This is a genomic window from Bacillus sp. 3103sda1, assembly GCF_024159135.1.
Taxonomy (GTDB): Bacteria; Bacillota; Bacilli; order Bacillales; family Bacillaceae_G; genus Bacillus_A; species Bacillus_A rhizoplanae.
The window spans coordinates 2,071,539-2,089,756 of sequence record NZ_JAMYWS010000001.1; the positions used below are offsets into that span (position 1 = coordinate 2,071,539).

Sequence of the window (18,218 nt, forward strand, 5' to 3'; positions counted from 1 at the left end):
CGAAAATATAATCCAATTGCCAGCAATCCCTCACTTAAACGTTAACACGTTTTGAAGAGAGGGATTGTTTTACATACTAAAAATAGAGTAAATGTAATCTTATTTTGAATAAATACAATAACAGTGCGTTTTTGTTTTTCATATTTAGCTAAATAAATGGTACAATCAATATTTGATATGAAAAATAGTGAAAAGAAGTGATCGATTTGAAAGGTTTTTTAGAATTAGGAATTAGCACAACGTTAAATGATACATTAAGAGAAAACGGAATTGCAGAATCGACTCCGATTCAAGAAAAAGCAATCCCAGTAGTTCTAGCAGGAAAAGATATTATTGGACAAGCAAAAACAGGAACGGGAAAAACATTAGCATTTATTTTGCCGATAATAGAAAAAATAAATCCACAGTCCAGTCATGTACAAGCGTTAATTGTGGCTCCGACACGAGAATTAGCGCTGCAAATCACAAATGAAATTCAAAAAATGATTGTGCATGTAAAGGATATTCATGTGCTTGCTGTTTATGGTGGACAAGATGTTTCACAGCAAATGAAGAAATTAAAAGGAAATACACATATTGTTGTAGCGACACCTGGACGATTATTAGACCATTTACGCCGCGGGACAATGGAGTTATCGCATGTATCTATGCTTGTTTTAGATGAAGCGGATCAAATGTTGCATTTTGGTTTTTTACCAGAGGTAGAAGAAATTATTGAACAAACACCTGTAGAGAGACAAACAATGTTGTTTTCTGCAACGATGGCTAAGCAAATTCAATCTCTTGCAAAGCGCTATATGCGAAAGCCTGAAATTATAAAAATTCAAAGTGCAGAAGTTACAGTAAATAATATTAAACAGCGCGTTGTTGAAACAACAGACAGAGCAAAACAAGATACGCTGCGTCAATTAATGGAACGGGATCAACCATTTTTAGCAGTTATTTTCTGTCGTACGAAACGCAGAGTTACAAAACTGTACGAAGCGTTAAAGGGATACGGTTATAACTGTGATGAACTTCATGGTGATTTATCACAAGCAAAACGTGAACGTGTCATGAAACGTTTTCGAGATGCTGAAAGTCAATATTTAATCGCAACAGATGTAGCAGCAAGAGGACTTGATGTAGAAGGTGTTACTCATGTATTTAACTATGATATCCCAGAAGATGTAGAAAGTTACATTCACCGTATCGGTCGAACAGGTCGTGCTGGCGGAAGTGGACTTGCGATTACATTAGTTGCGCCGAAAGATAAGATGTATTTACAACAAATTGAAAAAGGAATTAACGCATCATTACAACGACAAGTATTAGAGCAGCCTAACGAGCAAGAATCTGTGAAAAAAGAAATAAAATCACAAAAACCAAAAGAAAAGAAACAGTTTAAAGAGAAGAAACAATTTGGACAATCAGGACGTCGTGATAGAAAAGAAGGAACGAAAACAGAAAAATCGCGTTACGGTCAACCAAGCAAGAAGAAACGCAGTGCAAAGCCGGGACAGAAAAATCGCGGAAGATAAGTTGAAGCTATATAAATCATGAAACATGAGTATCCTTACTCTGTAAAACGATAATCTAGCCTTTAATTTTAATGACTCAAATGGAATGTTCCACATTGTATAAGTATTGGTACATCACTCACTATTAGTGGTGTATCTTTTTTTATTCATAAGACCTCTAAATGACCTCATCTTTTACCACAACAAGTAAAAAAAGTTATATTCTTTTCTCTGTATCATTTCTAAGCTTCTTCAACTAACGGGGCAGGTTAGTGCAAGAAGGATTTTACAAAAGATTGTAGAGTTTTTCCACGATATTTAATTGAACCACTGAATTTAGGAGGGCATTTATGGAGGTTTGGGATATTTACGATAAAAATAGAAATAAAACAAATAAAACTCATGTACGTGGTACTCCGTTAGCGGTTGGTGATTATCATATAGTTGTCCATGTCTGGATAAGGAATAAAAAGGATGAAATTCTTCTAACGAAAAGACATCCTGATAAACCTCATCCTAATCTATGGGAATGTTCAGGTGGCTCTATATTAGCAGGCGAAAATAGTCTCGATGGTGTGCTGTACGAGAGGTGAAAGAAGAAGTCGGAATTAACTTGTCTCGTTCTAATGGAAAACTGATAAAGAGCGAACGTAGGGATGTTTACAATGACTTTTATGATGTATGGCTTTTTAACCAAAGCTTTGAAATTACAGAAACCATACTTCAAAAAGATGAAGTGAGCGATATTAAATGGGTAACAAAATCAGAGCTTGAAAGCATGTATGATTCAAATTGTATAGTACCAACTCTTAGTTATTTTAAATTAATCTTTTAGCAAGTCTTTCTTTAACAAATGGGTGCCCTTGTTAAAGATGACCTACTGTTGATCTGAAATAAAGTGTGAGAAAAAACACCTTACAAACCCATACATTACGATAAATAAAAAGAATCCATTAAAAAAAGATTGATTAAAATAGATTCTTTTCTAGCAGATTTAAGTTTTGTTTTTATAAAAAAGTTTGATCGTTTTCTATCTTTAATCTTCCACAAAAGCGCCCGATTGCGGAAAATCACCAAGCTTCTATTAGCTGGTTAGTTGAAGAAGAATTTGTTCCACAACTCTTAAGTTATGATACTTAAAAGTTAAATTCACCTCCTACAATCCCTTCAAAGCCGTCAATTTCCATCTTTTGAATTCCCTGACCATTGCTGATCCTAAGCCAAACAACTATACCACCTCTAGCAAAATAATTAACATATCATATTCAGGAAAGGTTAGTTAGCTAATAGCATATGTTTTATTAAAAGGGTGTGATTGAATTATGGATCGGCAGAAATGGGGCGTTGGAGGATTAGTATTCGTTGGCTGCATGTTTCTTGGTGGAGGAGTGGGCTCTTTGTTAGGAAGTTCCCAAATTGGATGGTTGATAGGAATGGGTGTTGGATTTCTTGGGATGGCTTTAACGAGACTGATTAGAAAATAGTAGAACGAGGGTTCTTCTTCCAGTAAATAAGGCAATATGCATTTAAGTAATTACTTACATACTAGCCCTGTAACATGTAGTAATCGTACTCATACAAAGTCACTCTCTAACAGAAAGTGGCTTTTTTGTTTTCGGCTCTGTTAAATTTCATTGTTGATTTTTAGTCAAATAAAAAGCCAATGTTTTACATAACGGGTTCTCTTTTGGAGTACAAAATTAGAAATCACACAACTTTTGACAACACAAATCACAACATAATAGACCATCAATTGACACAAAGATTCGCTTGAAAGCGGGATTTTTTGCTTACTCAATTTGTAGCTTTGAAATAAAATTTGATCAAAAATACCTCGCAATCCCAAATTTTACGATAAATAAAAAGAATCCATTTTGAAAAAAGATTGATCAAAATAGATTCTTCTCTAGCAGATTTAGGTTTGGTTTTTATAAAAAAGTTTAATCCTTTCTACCTATGTTGTTTCACAATCGCGCCCGATACTTGAATAAGCATTTTACTTATTTTAGCTGGAGCATGCTTATTTTCTAATTTATACTTCATCTTTACTATTAATATAAGAATGTCTAAAAAACAAAAATAAAGGTAGAGCTAAAGATAACCCAACTGTAAACAGAGATAAAAGACAAATCCATTTTTCTTTAATGTTATACTTTCGTGATTCATTGAACATAAATATCAAGAAAACAATACATGAGATTAAAAAATCAACTGCAAAAAAGGCTGATATCGTGTTAGTAAATAATAATTCTATTAATAAACCTAAATCAAGTCCATTATCCCTGAGGAACTGAATAAAAAAATAATACGGAAAAACAGTACCAATTAGCCCTAAAATTAAATATAATTTTTTCACTGGATAATTTCCCCTTTTTTAACAAAGTTACTATTAGAATACCATAACTAATTCTAAGATCGTTCAAAATATATATATTATTGAAGATGTAAAATGACAATAAAGTTATTTAATTTTAAAAGCTCAAACAAGCATAACCCCGTTCTAAATTTAGGACGGGGTTAAAAATATAGTTGTTTAATCTTGATGTAAGATACTTCACTACACTAAAAAATATAACAATAAAGTCGTTTGAAAATCTAAGTTTTATTCAACAATAGCGCCCGATTGTTGAAGATTGACAATACTATTCAAGGCTGAAGAGACAGCTTGCGCTTATTGAACTAAAGCACCCGTTAGTTTAAGTGAAAATATTCACAATCTTTTTTTACCTTAACAAAATCTAATCCCTTGATGTGTAGGGGCATATCAAAAAGACGCCCTCTTACTAAAGAAAAGCGCCCTTTAATGGCATAACAATATGTTTCTATTAGCTTGTTTACTTGAACAAGCTAATATCTTTGTTACATATAATAAGAAGAATGTGAAGTAAAATATCTTCATATAATGCTTATAATGCGGTGTATCCGGCACTCATACACAACCATTCGACGATGTAATCAAACCTCTCTTTTGTCAGTCCATGGCCACCATTATATCTCTTATGACATAATTTATTATCAGCCCAATATTTTGCGTATGATGGACGGGCTTGTTCAACAATAAAGTCTGCATCCCTCGAGTATTTGTCTTCATTCGCAGAGACAATCAATAACGGTCTTGGAGCAATACAGTGTACTAAATCAAATATATCATAGCTTTTGTTGAAATGCGGAATCACGCTTGCCAGTTCAATACCTACATCATTTAGCATTCGGTTCTCATAGGTGCACGCGCTTCCACTTGCGCAACTAAAGCAAATCCGCTCATCTAACGCAGACAAGAATAGCACGGTATTTCCACCATAAGAATGCCCCAGTGTGCCAATTTTTTTATTATCAGTAAAAGTAAGTTCAGACAGCAAAGTTACTCCATTCATAGCGTCAAACAGTACTTTTTTCATCAGATTATCACCCTTTAAGATGCGGTAAGACATTTCATTTAAATGTTGAAAAAAATCCTCATCGCCTGGTAGAGGTACTATCCCCTGCGCATTTTTCCGTCTCTCTTCAAAGCATATCGAGTCAGGTGCTAAAACAACAAATCCCTTTCTCGCTAATTCCGGTCCAAAAGCCTGCAATGGATTACCAGCTAATCCGCATACCTCACTTTTCCCTAAATGATGCTCGCCGTTATGCTGGTGATTTATTAGTATTGCAGGATTATTATTAAGAACTTCGGGAATTAAAAGAAAGGCAATGACTGTATCTCCATTGGAGTTATACTCAATAAGATGTCTCTTATATCCATCCTCTTTTATGGATTCTATTATCCTGTATTCGATTGAAGCTGGTATATCATCGGCTTTAATACCAATAATTTCAGAAATCCCTGACTTCAAGTCCATCATCTAAACCTCCACTAATATAAATAATCTTCCGTTCGCAGTTTTCCACTAATGAGTAGTTTTAAATGTATTGACATAGATAAATTATAACATTAGTGATAACTTGTTTAAATGTAATGCTTCACAAACTTCATACCAATGTTATCAAAAATATTTTTGCTTGAGATTCTTATTCAATTAAATGGCCCGATTGTGGAACAAAAAAGTCCTGCATATCATACAGGACTTTTAATCAAACTTTATTTTAAATCGATACCTACAACATGTTGTAGTAGTAAATGAGGTTATATGTAGTAATAAAAAATGATAGATAAAGCCGATTATGTCTGCTTTTATCTATCATTTTCTATTCCGTCATATAATGTGGAACATTCTATCGGAAGTCAGTAATCTAAAAGCCCGATAACATCTTTCGGTATTTTTAACAAAATTGAATAAAGGAATCATGTTTTTTTATGTGCATAAAAAGTTCAGGACATACTAACAGGTGAGATTCAACTAATGAATTACAAACATCGCAATCTTTCTGACACCGAATTATCTAAATTGAAACTAAGATAGCACTTACATTGCTTTTATGTAAAACAATAAAAATAACGGTGTGAGAGTAGTGCCTTATAGGAGTAATGAAAAGAAACAGCATGATTACAATTGTAAGTTTAAAAATTGTTATTGTTAGGAGGAAAATCGTCATGATTAAGCTTGTACTTCTTCGTCACGGTCAAAGTGTATGGAATTTGGAAAATAGGTTTACTGGATGGATGGACGTTGACATGTCTGCAAAAGGATTACAGGAAGCAAGAGAAGCAGCACAAATTTTAAAGGCGAATGATTATACGTTTGATGTGGCATACACTTCCGTGTTAAAACGAGCAATTAGAACGTTATGGATTATTCTTCATGAGATGGATCTCGCTTGGGTACCTATTTATAAAACGTGGCATTTAAATGAAAGGCATTACGGTGCACTGCAAGGTTTAAATAAGGATGAAACGACTAAAAAATATGGGGAAGAACAAGTAAATATATGGCGCAGAAGTACAAATGTAAGACCGCCAGCACTTACGGAAAATGATCCGCGTTATGAAGTTTCAGATCCCAGATATAAATATCTCAAAGAAGGAGAATTTCCTCTTACAGAGTGTCTAGAAGATACAGAAAAACGAGTGCTTAAGTATTGGTATGAAGAAATTGCGCCAGTATTAAAAAGTGGTGAGAAAGTAATTATTTCCTCGCACGGTAATACAATTCGTTCACTTGTAAAATATTTAGATCACTTATCTGATGATGGAGTTGTAACGTTAAATATCCCTACAAGCATTCCGCTTGTGTATGAATTAGATGATAATTTACAACCGATTCGACATTATTATTTGAGCATGGATGGAGAAGTGCCAGAAGGAGAAATTCCGAAGCATATATCACTCTAATATGGACATGCAATAGAAGTTGGTGATTTATATATACGCAAGGAAAAAAAGAAAGAGGGTGTGTAGACACATCCTCTTTCTTTATGGGCGAAATCGTGAAATATGCTGAAATGCTTCTTTGTAATTTGTTATTTCTATTAGTGCTTTCTCTTCTTCACGAATTCGGATTGATAGAACAGCTAAGTTGAGGAAACTAAAAACAACAGCAGTGATATATGCTTGAAATAAAAGTGGAATAAGTAAAATTTCCAAGATTACAATCATATAGTTGGGGTGCCGGATAAATTTATAAGGACCTTTTGTTGTTACAGAAGCGTTTGGTAAAATAATAATCTTGGTGTTCCAATACGAACCGAGAGAAACAATCGTCCAAACGCGAAGGAATTGAGCTAAAAACAAAAAAGTAAGAAGTATGTACCAAATAGGTGAAAGTTGACGATGAAAGATTGTAACCTCTAAAAAAATTGAAATGAGAAAGAAAGCGTGAAGAAATACAATATATTTATAATGCGCTTTTCCGAACTCTAGTGCTCCTTTTTCTTTCATATATCTTTCATTTCGTTTTGCAATTGCTAACTCTATGAGGCGTTGCATTACAATCAGACTGAAAATAATAAAAAAAATCATTGAATATTCTCCCAGCGTAGAAGAACTAACTCTGAACTAAAACCCGGTCCAAGTGCTCCAATTAACCCCAGTTCATCGCTTTTGTTAACAGTCTGTACATATTTTTGTAACACATACAATACAGTAGCAGACGACATATTTCCATATTCACGTAGTATATCAAAAGAAATCTGCATTTTCCGTGCGTCTATTCCTAGCGCATATTCATAAGCTTCTAGTACTTTTTTTCCGCCAGGATGTACAATGAAATGAGAAAGATCACTAAGCTGAGTATGATTTTTCATTAAAAATTCTTTTACGTTCGGATGAAACCATGTACTAATAATAGTTGGGATATCTTTGGAAAAAATAACGTACAATCCTTCATTTCTTACGTCCCATCCCATTACATCCTCACTATCTTTCATAAGAGTAGATTGTGAATCAATATAAGAAGGAAGAATAGAAAGAGAAGACATAGCTGAAATATCCACTTCATCACCTGCTATTAAAGCACATGCTGCACCGTCAGCAAAAAGAGATGTTCCAATTAAGTTACTTTTGGACAAATCATTGCGCTGAAATGTGAGACTGCATAATTCAACAGCAAGAACAAGGACTTTTGCTTTTGGAAAAGCTTTGCAATATTCAAAAGCTCGTGCTAACCCTGCTGCTCCGCCTGCACACCCAAGTCCCCAAAGAGGAATCCGTTTCGTATGTGAAGAAAAAGGTAAGACATTCATAATTCTCGCATCGATAGTTGGGGTTGCGAGTCCTGTAGAAGAAATATAAAACAATGCTTCAATCTCTTCTAGTTTCATATTTTGCTTCAAAAACGTTTTATTGGTTACGCAGTTTTCGATTGCTTGAGCACCGAGTTTAATGGAGCACTCTATATACGCATTATTTTTTTCCTCAAATGTATGATCATTTTCAAACCAAGATAGCTCTTTTGCGATATGGCGTTTTTCTATTTGTCCGTTTTCAAATACTTGTAATAAACGTTTTATATCTTTAAAAGCCTCTCCAAATAAATCTTTTGCAAAGTGGACGACTGTTTTTTGATTGATTATGTGAGGAGGGGGACAAATTCCAACCGATATAATTTTAGGCATAGCATCTACTCCATTTTTCATCATATAGATTATACGGTGCACAATTTTATGTGGAAGTATTCAAGAAATGAAAATAGATGATATATCAATTGAAAGTGGTACAATACTTATATAGAACTGTTTATTGTTTCAAAGTAAGAAGAAGCAGGCAAAATAAGAATTTTATTTTACTATGAGTAGAAAGAGGCGAAGCATATGTATACGAATTTAGAAGAATTAATAAAGCATCCTGTATTCCATCATTTTGCAGAAATTTCAAATATTCCAAGAGGATCTGGTAACGAGAAAGAGATTAGTGATTATTTAGTAAAGTTTGCACAAGATAGAAATTTAGAAGTTGTGCAGGACAATGCGTTAAATGTCATTATGAAAAAACCGGCAACACCTGGATATGAGAATGTGCCAACAATTATTATTCAAGGTCACATGGATATGGTATGTGAGAAGAATCAATCGACTGTTCATGATTTTGAGAAAGATCCAATTCAATTACGAATTGTCGAGGATATGCTGTATGCGAATCATACAACGTTAGGGGCAGATAATGGGATTGCTGTTGCATATGCTTTAGCTTTATTAGATGCAACAGATATTCCGCATCCTGCTCTTGAAGTAGTCATTACGACAGAAGAAGAAACAACGATGGGCGGCGCTTTTGCGGTTGATCCTAAGCATTTTAGCGGTAAAATCTTTATTAACCTTGATTCAGAAGAAGATCATAAATTGTTAGTAAGTAGTGCGGGCGGTGCAAAAGCAGTTGAAACAATTCCTGTTGTTTGGGAAGAAATTCCAGATAACGTATTACCGTATCGTCTTTTTGTTGGAGGATTAAAAGGTGGACATTCTGGTATGGAAATTGATAAAGAAAGAGGAAATGCAAATAAAATTTTAGGTAGAGTCCTTCATGATGTATCGAATGAAGTTTCATTTTTTATAAATGAAGTTCATGGCGGATTAAAAATGAATGCGATTCCGCGCGAAAGTGCAGCGACGATTTTACTTTCTGCAAGTGATGCGCAAAAAGTAGAGGGAAAAGTGGAAGAGTGGACAGGCATTTTGCAAGAAGAACTACGTGCTGTAGACCCAGATGTGTATGTTTCACTTACGAAATTAGAAGAAACAGTTGAGAAGGTATTCGCACAAAAAACGCAAAAACAGCTTATTTCTTCATTATTTTTAATCCCTAATGGTATTCAAAGTATGAGTATGGATATAAAAGGACTAGTGGAAAGTTCTACAAACTTAGGTGTTGTTGAAACGTTACATAATGAAATTAAATTAAGAAACGAAGTAAGAAGTTCTGTAAAAAGCTTAAAACAACATATTATAAATGAAATTAAGCATATTGCAGAATTAGTAGGAGCTCAGTTTGAAAAAGAATCTGAGTACCCAGAGTGGCCATATAATCCAAATTCTTCAATTCGCAGTTTATTTGAAAAAGTGCATAAAGAAAAGTATGGTACAGATGCAGAGATCTTTGCGGTTCATGCAGGAATTGAGTGCGGGGTATTTATGGAGAAAATTCCAGGACTAGATGCGATTTCACTTGGACCAGATATGTTTCATGTTCATACGCCAGATGAGCATGTAAGTATTCCTTCTGTTTTGAATAACTGGGAGTATTTTATTGAAGTATTGCGGGAGACGAAGTCTTTGGTTTAAATATGTTTGAGATGAAAAGAGATGCTTATATCTTTAGAGCATCTCTTTTTGTTTAGTTTATTAAGTCAGTTGATGCCAATATTTAAATTACTACTAAAGTTGGAGGGAATTTAGTCAATATGTAGCAAGTATCTATAATTGAAAAAATGTAAAATGAATTTAAGAATCAAAATGTTAGAAGGGAGAGAGAAACTAATTGAGTAGAGAAAATAATAAAAAGCTTGTGGTAATCACTGGAGTAACGCAAGGTTTAGGTCGGTCATTAATTGACCGTTTTTCTGAACTAGGTTGGTTGATTGTTGGATGTGGCCGTTCTCAAAGCAAGATAGAACAAATTAAGAGTCAATTTGACGACAAACATGATTTTCAATCCGTTGATGTTTCGGACGATAAGGCTGTTAGAGCTTGGGAAGAATATATTCTTCAGCGATACGGTGCACCAGATTTACTTATTAATAATGCTTCTATCGTTAATAAAAATGCAACGCTTTGGACTATTTCTTCGGAAGAATTTGCAAATGTTATGAATATCAATGTGAATGGTGTAGTCAATGTGCTACGGTCATTTGTTCCAGCTATGATTCATAATAAACGAGGTGTCATTATCAACATTAGCTCTAGTTGGGGAAGGTCTGGCGAAGCTAAACTTGCACCGTACTGTGCTTCCAAGTTTGCTATTGAGGGTTTGACTCAATCAATGTCATTAGAATTACCAAAAGAAATGGCAGTAGTTTCAATGGATCCAGGTGGTAGCATCGATACTCCGATGCTGCATTCGTGTGCGCCAGAATATATATCGAATTCCCCAACACCTGAAGCTTGGTCGCATGTCGCTGTACCATACATGCTTAGTATCACATCCAAAGACAATGGAAAATCACTTACTTGTCCAAAGGTTTCTTAAAGTATCATATCTGATAGATACGAATATACACTTTGGTTTGGTGGTGAAATTTTTGTAAAAGGAGGTTCCATGTAAAATGGGAGACTGCTGCGGTGCTTCGAAAAGTGTAGCGAGCGATGTTGTTTGTCCTTTATGCAAAACGAAGGGAAAACAAGTTAGATTGATTACATTAAAAAGCTTGCTGAATGCTAATGCTTTAGCTCAATTGGAGTCAGATAAAACATACTATTTTTGTTCAGAGCAAGAATGTAATGTAGTGTACTTTAATGAAGAACAACAAGTATTTATTAAAAACGATCTTAAGGTTCCTGTTTTTCAAAAAGATATAGAGGAAGACGTGCCTGCTTGTTACTGTTTTAATTGGACACGATCACGTATTCGTGAAGAAATAAAACAAACCGGAAAGAGCCAAGCGGTACAAGAGATATCAATGCGTATGAAAGCAAACCGTTGTGGATGCGAGGTAAATAATCCTCAAGGTTCTTGTTGTTTAGGAAACGTATCTGCGTTTATAAAGCAAGTTGAAAAATAATATTATTAACTTCCGTTAACATCAATTATGTGAACGAAGCAAAAAATAGCTAGATCTTGTAGTAGTTATCTACCTCAACTCTAGCTATTTTTGTTTATCATATCTAGCGAGAAGACCCCTACCTCAAGTGTGAAGCGGTAGGTGGGGGGAGTTCAATCAGAATCAATAAGGTTAACAGCCCCAACTTTCATGTCGGGTTGTTGAGCTAATATTTGTTATTTTGCTTCTTCAATATCATTCGCTTGAACTTTTCTGTAATACACAACTCCTTTAGGACATTGATATTCAATATGATAGTCTTTCTGTTTAGAGTCCATGTTTATTCCTCCTTACATTTTGTAAAGCTTTAAGGGAGTAACTTTTTTTATATTTTAGACATATTCGTTAAAATAGCCTCTCTTATATTTCTACTTATGAAAAGTTCAAAATAAACATTATTTCTTTGATTCACTCACTGCATACAAATAAAAAATATAATCAGTTGAAGTCCCTGTAAAACCTAACTGTCTTAACATAGCTGTTATATTTCCGCGATGATATGTTCCGTGATTCACAACATGCTGTATCAATTCAAAAACATTCGTTTCCAATTGCCCAAACTGAGGGTGTTTAGGAGAAACGGTTTTATCTAAGTTTTCTTGATGAGCAAAGAATGCTTGATAGTCTTCAGAGGAATTCAAAAATAACTGCTCCATTTCTTCCATACTAGTTCCTTTTATTTTTTCTGAAAGATGTATTGCTGATGCCTTTACTTCATCAAAAGGTTTGCCTAATAAAGTACCTAGCCAGATTGTATCAGTGATATACATATGTACAAATGTTTGTGAAATAGAGGGAAATACACTTTGTACTTCTGTAGACCAAACGTCTGTTGGTAATGTTTTTAAGTGTTCAAATAGCCTTTTGTTTGCCCATACGTGATAATCATACGTTTGTAATGCTGGATGTTTCATTAAAAATTCCTCCAGTTTCAGTTAATTTCAAATTATAAAGGGATTAATTACTTTATATATACAACCAGCGTTTATGACTTTCCTGTTTGAAACGATGAAAAAGCAGTTTATTAAAAGGGAAGGGAGTTTTTTACTTTGTCCTGCATAGTTTCTAACATCTAAGCAAAAAGTAACGGTGGAGGTGAGCAAAGTGGGTCGAAAAACTAAACAGGATCCTTCCAGAGCAGGCCTTGGTTCTTCACAAGTCGAAGGTCAAGGAACTACTACGCAAGAAACAGGTTCCATGAAAGTACCTTCATCAAATAAGAGACAAAAACGTAGTTAATCATAATTTTTCATGAGTTTACTCTGTAACGTAGTAAAGTGAAAAAGCCATTGGAATTATGTTTACTAATTCCAATGGCTTTTTTAGATGTTAAAATTAGCGCTCCTTTAGTTGAGTTGTAAAATCTCGAAAGTTGGCTTGCTTGTAGAAGTTAAAAAGACTGGGCAAGACGGAATCCAAGGTCGTCTATGCAAAATGACGGATGGCTACGACGACGACACGAAGCCCCACATCCTCTGGCCTCTTCAGCCCAGCTACCTCCTCGGAAAATTCGGTAGGAGCCGTACACCTGTTCATCATATAAATCCCAACACCATTCCCAAACATTACCTAACATATCATACAGACCCCAAGCATTCGGTTTCTTTCTTCCTACTTCATGGATTTTGCCTCCTGAATTTTCATTATACCAGGCAATCTTATCAAGCTCTCCGTATCTATAACCAGTAGTCCCTGCTTTACATGCATATTGCCACTCTGCTTCTGAAGGAAGTCGATAGCCGTCTGATTCCCAATCACAAATAATGTTTTCACCATCATTACTTATAGAATAACACTCTTTCAGTCCAGCTTTCTGTGAAAGTAGATTACAAAAAGAAATTGCATCATTCCAAGAAATATTCACAACCGGTTTTAGATCTCCGTCAAAAGAATTAGGTGATTTATTTGTAATAGCATAGTATAAATCCATAGTTACAGGATACCGGGCAAGAAGAAAAGGTCTTATTTCAACTTTCCATTTGCTTTTTATTCTATCGTCTCTTAATTCTATTTCTCCCCCTGGAATTTTTACCATTGGATAGTCAAGGTAACTCTTTATTTCATTTACCACTCTACCTTCCTCCTAATGATCTTGGTTTTACAAATTTTACCTCGTGTAGAGCCATTAAATCAATACAAAAATTACGTTGTTTTTTGCAGATAACTGCCTGTTAGCGATCGGTGAAGCGCAAGCGCTGCACCACAGAGGATGAAAATGTTTTCATGGCTGGGAGAGGAAGGTCAATCAATAATGGTGCCTTAGAGCCTATCCCTAAGTTGAAGAAAGAATAATGTATATCGCGAAAATCTTATATAAATTAAGTAGCTGTCACTATAAAGTGAGAATTGAATGCATTTTATGCCAAAATATGGTTGACAATAATGGACTACATTTGTAATATAATCTATAAGATTACAAGTGTAATATCAGGGAGGAGAAAGTGTAAAATATGAAAAAAATACCTAAAATATCCGAAGCTGAGTTGGAAATAATGAAAGTTCTTTGGTCAAAAGCGCCTCAAACAGCAAATGAAATTATTAAAAATCTTGAAGGGAAAATGGATTGGAGTCCAAAAACAATTCGAACATTAATTAACAGATTAGTGCAAAAAGAAGCAATTTCTTCTCATCAAGAAACTGGGAAAATGTATACATATCATCCTTTAGTTTCTCAAGATTATTACTTGCAAGTGGAAACAAAATCTTTTCTTAAACGTTTCTATGGTGCGGCGTTGAAGCCATTACTTGTGAATTTCTTAAAGGAAGAAAAATTGTCCCAAGAGGAAATTAATGAATTAAAACGTATTCTTGATGATAAAAGTGAAGCTGAGAGAAGAAAAGAATGATGAGTATTGGGAATATAAATAATCAGTTTATGTAGATTTTTAATTATATAAAGGTATTTTGGATAAGAGAATCCTAGGAAGGATAGGTAAAAATGATAGATATGTTTATAAACATCTACCTACCACGCTTTTTTGACTGGGTAATAGAAACGTCGATGATGGCAAGTATATTAGTGGTAGTTATCTTATGTGTCAAAGTTTTACTGAGAAACAAGCTAACTCCAAGGTGGAATTATCTACTATGGATGGTGTTGATTGTAAGACTACTACTACCATGGTCACCAGAGAGTTCCTATAGTATTTATTCAGTTCTTTCATATAGTTATGAAACAGCGTTTTCAGTTCAAAATCACTCTGTTGTTTCCTCTGAAAATAAACGCACTCAAGAAACAATGGATATGTCTGACTCAAAGGAAGTGGCAGTAGAAGAGCGCAACGCTTTTCAGAAGTCACAAACAACTAAGGAAAGTCAGGGAGACGCAATTCATAGTGAGAAGAAAAAGGATAAGCCAATTTCTTTTTATACGATCTCTTTATACATTTGGTTAACAGGTGTTATCGTATTAAGTTTCACAACTTATTTTATAAATAGACGATTACACCACTATATACAAAAACAACCTGCGATTACAGATGAAAAGGTTAATAAAATTTTCGAGAACTGTAAGAAATGCATGTCTGTGCAGCGTGGTATACCACTACTTTTAGCTGGGAAAATCGTAAGTCCGACCGTTTTGGGATTTTTCCGACCTAGATTATTACTGTCAAGTGTACATATCAATCAACTTCATGAGCAACAACTCCGTCATATTTTTCATCACGAATTAGCCCACATCAAACGAAGAGACGTTGGTTTCAACTGGCTTATGTATAGTTTACTAATTTTAAATTGGTTCAATCCGATTCTTTGGTATGCCTACTTCTGTATGCGAGAAGATCAAGAACTCGCTTGTGATGCACTTGCCCTTAAGTCTTTAGGGGAAGGCGAACAAATCGCATATGGCCATACTATTATTAGTCTTTTAGAACGCTTCTCACATTATTATCCAGTGCCCAGTTTGGCGAATTTAAGTAGAAATAAGAAAATTTTAAAGAGGAGGATTTTTATGATTAAGAAATTCCAAAAAAAATCATATGGCTGGTCTGCACTCGGGATTGCTGCTGTAGTAACTCTTTCCGCAATCTCATTAGTAAATGCTGATGAGACTGCTCATAAAGAGAAGGATTTAAAGGGTGATGCAAATGTTGAAAATGTAAAGCAGGTAGACAAGCAAGAGGCAGCTAAAAAAGAAGAAGACACACAGTATACTGATCGGGACAAACAAAACAGAGCTAGCAATGGGTACATTGTTTTAAATGAATTTTATTATGTAAAAACAGGTGAAATTGCTCCAAAGGAACAACTCGAACGACAAATTGGTAAGGTAGAAAGAATCGGAGAATGGGAAATTAAGAAAACGGGAGATTCAAATGAAGTACCACCAGGACCTATCTTTTCCATAAAGGGAAAGGATCCAGAACAATTCATTGCCGCAAAAGGTGTTACATATGAAAATGATGAAAGTAAAGCAGCCTATCTTGTATTTGAAAAGAAAGAACCTGTTACAAATGAAATAGACGAAACATCTATTTTAAGCGCAAAAAATGATGAAACAGAAGTAAATATAGCATATAAAAATGTGAAGAAACTATTACCATCTATGTATGAATATCGAGATAACACAGGAACGACAACATTAACTCAAGTATCATATGCTAAGGATTTAGGACCTGGTGTAGTGTTGTATTATCGTGTTCCTTCTAAAGATACTAGAGATGAACATGGGAATGAAGTACAAGGTTTTATTATGGCATATCAGTATGATAAGTCAAAGAAGTTAGAGCAATCTTGGTTTCGAACAGAACCTGTCTTAGAGCCTAAGAAATTGAGTGATGGGGCGATTCGAATGGAGAAAGTCGGAGAGCAACCTGCTCCAGAATTAATTGAATCTTTTGTGAAAAATGATACGAATTGGGGGTTATATAAAAAATACACTGGGCAATATTTTCTAAAAGGTGAGCATGGTAATATGATATATGAGTTGCAGTTGCAGGGAGATTTTAAGCCTTCTAATGCCCAAATAACTGCAAATAACTTTAAGTTATATCAATAACTAGGAGAAAATAAAATTATTTTCAAGATAATTTCCAAAAAATTAATTATCCATTATAGGCTCTGTGTAAACAGAGTCTATTTTTACTTGCGTGACTTTTCTGGAATGAAACAAGCATGTAACAAGAGTTTTATAATTAAAATTTTGGAGAGAAAAATAAAAAATATTGTATATTATCATACACATATTGTTTGTAAAGGAAATATATGTATAATTAAATTAGAACAATCGTTCAATTTCAGTGAGAAGGTTTGATTTTAGTGAACAAAAGACGTTATGACAGTGAACAAGCAAGAAAAGACATAATGGAAAAGGCAGCGCAAATATTTGCTCAAAAAGGCTATAATCAAACTTCAGTAGCAGATATTTCAAAAGCTTCTGGTTATAGTAAAGGACACATTTATTATCATTTTCAAAATAAAGAAAAGCTTTTTGTTCTTTTAGCGCAAAGAACGATGCAAAATTGGCATGATAAATGGCTGATGGTAGAACCTAGCTATTCCTCAGCAACAGAGAAATTGTACGGTATGGCCATACATGTCCTCTACAATTATCAAACACCTTTATTAAAAGCGGGGCAAGAATTGGCTTCCAATCCAAATTCAAGTCCTGAATCGGTGAAACAGCTATATGATTTATCTATTATTCCGATGGGTTCTTATCGCTCCATCTTTCAAGAAGGAGTAGACAAAGGAGAATTCAAAAATGGGAATATAGATGAATGGACCGTATTGTTAGGAACATGGCTGGGTGGTTTATGTCAACTCACCAATACACAAGAATTCAGTTCCCTAGAGTCTATTTTTAAACAGGCAGTTACTATCTTCTTAGGAGCTATTAGTAAAGAAAATTAGGGGGATTTAAGGTGAAAATAGGTTTAATCGGAGACAGTTTAACTGAAGGGCGACCAGGAGTTTCTTTCGTCAAAATTCTACAAGAACAGTTTGTAGCTGATAAATTCGTTAATCATGGTAAACCAGGGGAATCAATAAAAAGTTTACATTCACGACTAACTAAATCAAAGTTAGAGACCGATTACGAGCTTACTTTTCTTTGGATTGGAGTTAATGATGTTTATGCTAAATTACTAAGTGTTCAAGCACAACCCATCGCAAAAGATCATGAGGAATTTAAAGATTATTACCAAAAAGTTTTAGAAATAGTTCTTGCCTCTTCAAAAGAAGTGGTCACAGTGTCACCAGCATTAGTTGGAGAAAATACTACGAGTGTGCCGAATAAAGAAATAAAGCATTTGTCTACCATTATTCAATCGATTTCTAGTCAGTATCCAAATGTAAGATTTCTGAATATGCAATCCGTGTTTGAAGAACATCTTGCTAAAGTTAAAAGTTCAGATTATATCAGCACCAAAGTTATGAGAGTTATGTTAGATGTCCTCTTCTATAAGAATCCAAATCGAATCGATCAGCTATCCCAAAAACGAGGACTTCATTTCACAATGGATGGCGTGCACTTTAATAGCACAGGTGCTAGAATTGTTGCAGACGAATATGCTTCGACTATAGATCGATTCCTATACAACAGGCATTAGGTAGTAGCAATTAATTTTGTATAAGGTATGGTGCATGA

General features: G+C 34.5%; 18 protein-coding genes and 1 pseudogene. 13 read left to right on the forward strand and 6 right to left on the reverse strand.

Going from position 1 to position 18,218, the window contains the following annotated elements:
• The first annotated feature begins 197 nt into the window (after positions 1 to 197).
• The 4 genes from NKR74_RS10360 (at position 198) to NKR74_RS10375 (ending at position 2,983) form a co-directional block, all read left to right on the forward strand.
• On the forward strand, positions 198 to 1,520 hold the full coding sequence (locus NKR74_RS10360; RefSeq protein WP_253629471.1) for a DEAD/DEAH box helicase: 1,323 nt from the start codon (positions 198 to 200) through the stop codon (positions 1,518 to 1,520).
• Positions 1,521 to 1,849: 329 nt separating this feature from the next.
• On the forward strand, positions 1,850 to 2,092 hold the full coding sequence (locus NKR74_RS10365; protein ID WP_253629472.1) for an NUDIX domain-containing protein: 243 nt from the start codon (positions 1,850 to 1,852) through the stop codon (positions 2,090 to 2,092).
• On the forward strand, positions 2,089 to 2,334 hold the full coding sequence (locus NKR74_RS10370) for an NUDIX hydrolase (RefSeq protein WP_253629473.1): 246 nt from the start codon (positions 2,089 to 2,091) through the stop codon (positions 2,332 to 2,334). Before NKR74_RS10365 ends, NKR74_RS10370 begins: the two co-directional genes overlap by 4 nt.
• 487 nt (positions 2,335 to 2,821) lie before the next feature.
• The gene (locus NKR74_RS10375; protein WP_176524540.1) at positions 2,822 to 2,983 is read left to right on the forward strand and encodes a hypothetical protein; all 162 of its coding nucleotides are present in this window, start codon (positions 2,822 to 2,824) and stop codon (positions 2,981 to 2,983) included.
• 548 nt (positions 2,984 to 3,531) lie between these two features.
• Here the strand turns inward: NKR74_RS10375 and NKR74_RS10380 are convergent.
• Both NKR74_RS10380 and NKR74_RS10385 read right to left on the reverse strand, forming a co-directional pair.
• Positions 3,532 to 3,855: a DUF2834 domain-containing protein gene (locus tag NKR74_RS10380; protein WP_253629474.1), complete on the reverse strand. Its 324-nt coding sequence runs from the start codon at positions 3,853 to 3,855 to the stop codon at positions 3,532 to 3,534.
• A 550-nt stretch (positions 3,856 to 4,405) separates the two neighbouring features.
• On the reverse strand, positions 4,406 to 5,341 hold the full coding sequence (locus NKR74_RS10385; RefSeq protein ID WP_253629475.1) for an alpha/beta hydrolase family protein: 936 nt from the start codon (positions 5,339 to 5,341) through the stop codon (positions 4,406 to 4,408).
• A gap of 692 nt (positions 5,342 to 6,033) precedes the next feature.
• Here NKR74_RS10385 and gpmA point away from each other — a divergent pair.
• Positions 6,034 to 6,771: a 2,3-diphosphoglycerate-dependent phosphoglycerate mutase gene (gene gpmA / locus NKR74_RS10390; protein WP_098307404.1), complete on the forward strand. Its 738-nt coding sequence runs from the start codon at positions 6,034 to 6,036 to the stop codon at positions 6,769 to 6,771.
• A gap of 81 nt (positions 6,772 to 6,852) precedes the next feature.
• On the opposite strand, the gene NKR74_RS10395 is transcribed toward gpmA, so the two are convergent.
• Both NKR74_RS10395 and NKR74_RS10400 read right to left on the reverse strand, forming a co-directional pair.
• The gene (locus NKR74_RS10395) at positions 6,853 to 7,398 is read right to left on the reverse strand and encodes an isoprenylcysteine carboxyl methyltransferase family protein (RefSeq protein ID WP_253629476.1); all 546 of its coding nucleotides are present in this window, start codon (positions 7,396 to 7,398) and stop codon (positions 6,853 to 6,855) included.
• On the reverse strand, positions 7,395 to 8,492 hold the full coding sequence (locus NKR74_RS10400; RefSeq protein WP_253629477.1) for a type III polyketide synthase: 1,098 nt from the start codon (positions 8,490 to 8,492) through the stop codon (positions 7,395 to 7,397). The genes NKR74_RS10395 and NKR74_RS10400 overlap by 4 nt, the downstream gene beginning before the upstream one ends.
• A 195-nt stretch (positions 8,493 to 8,687) precedes the next feature.
• Here NKR74_RS10400 and NKR74_RS10405 point away from each other — a divergent pair, with 195 nt between their 5' ends.
• The 3 genes from NKR74_RS10405 to NKR74_RS10415 all read left to right on the forward strand — a co-directional run bounded on the left by NKR74_RS10405 (position 8,688) and on the right by NKR74_RS10415 (position 11,590).
• On the forward strand, positions 8,688 to 10,154 hold the full coding sequence (locus NKR74_RS10405; RefSeq protein WP_253629478.1) for an aminoacyl-histidine dipeptidase: 1,467 nt from the start codon (positions 8,688 to 8,690) through the stop codon (positions 10,152 to 10,154).
• A gap of 196 nt (positions 10,155 to 10,350) precedes the next feature.
• On the forward strand, positions 10,351 to 11,058 hold the full coding sequence (locus tag NKR74_RS10410; protein WP_253629479.1) for an SDR family oxidoreductase: 708 nt from the start codon (positions 10,351 to 10,353) through the stop codon (positions 11,056 to 11,058).
• A gap of 76 nt (positions 11,059 to 11,134) precedes the next feature.
• Positions 11,135 to 11,590, forward strand: a complete 456-nt coding sequence (locus tag NKR74_RS10415) for a putative iron-sulfur cluster-binding metallochaperone (protein ID WP_253629480.1) — start codon at positions 11,135 to 11,137, stop codon at positions 11,588 to 11,590.
• 434 nt (positions 11,591 to 12,024) lie between these two features.
• On the opposite strand, the gene NKR74_RS10420 is transcribed toward NKR74_RS10415, so the two are convergent.
• The gene (locus tag NKR74_RS10420; RefSeq protein ID WP_253629481.1) at positions 12,025 to 12,543 is read right to left on the reverse strand and encodes a DinB family protein; all 519 of its coding nucleotides are present in this window, start codon (positions 12,541 to 12,543) and stop codon (positions 12,025 to 12,027) included.
• A 190-nt stretch (positions 12,544 to 12,733) separates the two neighbouring features.
• Here NKR74_RS10420 and NKR74_RS10425 point away from each other — a divergent pair, with 190 nt between their 5' ends.
• Positions 12,734 to 12,868 (forward strand): YuzL family protein, encoded by a 135-nt coding sequence (locus NKR74_RS10425; protein WP_098307419.1) that lies wholly within the window; start codon positions 12,734 to 12,736, stop codon positions 12,866 to 12,868.
• Between the two features lie 151 nt (positions 12,869 to 13,019).
• Here the strand turns inward: NKR74_RS10425 and NKR74_RS10430 are convergent, their stop codons facing one another.
• Complete coding sequence (locus NKR74_RS10430; RefSeq protein ID WP_253631127.1) at positions 13,020 to 13,664, reverse strand: formylglycine-generating enzyme family protein; 645 nt, start codon at positions 13,662 to 13,664, stop codon at positions 13,020 to 13,022.
• A gap of 415 nt (positions 13,665 to 14,079) precedes the next feature.
• Here NKR74_RS10430 and NKR74_RS10435 point away from each other — a divergent pair, with 415 nt between their 5' ends.
• The 4 genes and pseudogenes from NKR74_RS10435 (at position 14,080) to NKR74_RS10450 (ending at position 18,180) form a co-directional block, all read left to right on the forward strand.
• Positions 14,080 to 14,475, forward strand: a complete 396-nt coding sequence (locus NKR74_RS10435) for a BlaI/MecI/CopY family transcriptional regulator (protein ID WP_253629482.1) — start codon at positions 14,080 to 14,082, stop codon at positions 14,473 to 14,475.
• A gap of 92 nt (positions 14,476 to 14,567) precedes the next feature.
• Positions 14,568 to 15,671: pseudogene (locus NKR74_RS24105) on the forward strand (M56 family metallopeptidase); the annotation flags it as partial.
• 1,217 nt (positions 15,672 to 16,888) lie between these two features.
• Complete coding sequence (locus tag NKR74_RS10445) at positions 16,889 to 17,482, forward strand: TetR/AcrR family transcriptional regulator (protein WP_253629484.1); 594 nt, start codon at positions 16,889 to 16,891, stop codon at positions 17,480 to 17,482.
• A gap of 11 nt (positions 17,483 to 17,493) precedes the next feature.
• Positions 17,494 to 18,180, forward strand: a complete 687-nt coding sequence (locus tag NKR74_RS10450; protein ID WP_253629485.1) for an SGNH/GDSL hydrolase family protein — start codon at positions 17,494 to 17,496, stop codon at positions 18,178 to 18,180.
• Positions 18,181 to 18,218: the final 38 nt, after the last annotated feature.

Excerpts from the sequence above, each read along its gene's own strand:
- NKR74_RS10365 (WP_253629472.1), top strand. The coding sequence starts at position 1,850 with ATGGAGGTTTGGGATATTTACGATAAAAATAGAAATAAAACAAATAAA.
- NKR74_RS10375 (WP_176524540.1), top strand. The coding sequence starts at position 2,822 with ATGGATCGGCAGAAATGGGGCGTTGGAGGATTAGTATTCGTTGGCTGC.
- NKR74_RS10385 (WP_253629475.1), bottom strand. The coding sequence starts at position 5,341 with ATGGACTTGAAGTCAGGGATTTCTGAAATTATTGGTATTAAAGCCGAT.
- gpmA (WP_098307404.1), top strand. The coding sequence starts at position 6,034 with ATGATTAAGCTTGTACTTCTTCGTCACGGTCAAAGTGTATGGAATTTG.
- NKR74_RS10395 (WP_253629476.1), bottom strand. The coding sequence starts at position 7,398 with ATGATTTTTTTTATTATTTTCAGTCTGATTGTAATGCAACGCCTCATA.
- NKR74_RS10400 (WP_253629477.1), bottom strand. The coding sequence starts at position 8,492 with ATGCCTAAAATTATATCGGTTGGAATTTGTCCCCCTCCTCACATAATC.
- NKR74_RS10405 (WP_253629478.1), top strand. The coding sequence starts at position 8,688 with ATGTATACGAATTTAGAAGAATTAATAAAGCATCCTGTATTCCATCAT.
- NKR74_RS10415 (WP_253629480.1), top strand. The coding sequence starts at position 11,135 with ATGGGAGACTGCTGCGGTGCTTCGAAAAGTGTAGCGAGCGATGTTGTT.
- NKR74_RS10420 (WP_253629481.1), bottom strand. The coding sequence starts at position 12,543 with ATGAAACATCCAGCATTACAAACGTATGATTATCACGTATGGGCAAAC.
- NKR74_RS10430 (WP_253631127.1), bottom strand. The coding sequence starts at position 13,664 with ATGGTAAAAATTCCAGGGGGAGAAATAGAATTAAGAGACGATAGAATA.
- NKR74_RS10435 (WP_253629482.1), top strand. The coding sequence starts at position 14,080 with ATGAAAAAAATACCTAAAATATCCGAAGCTGAGTTGGAAATAATGAAA.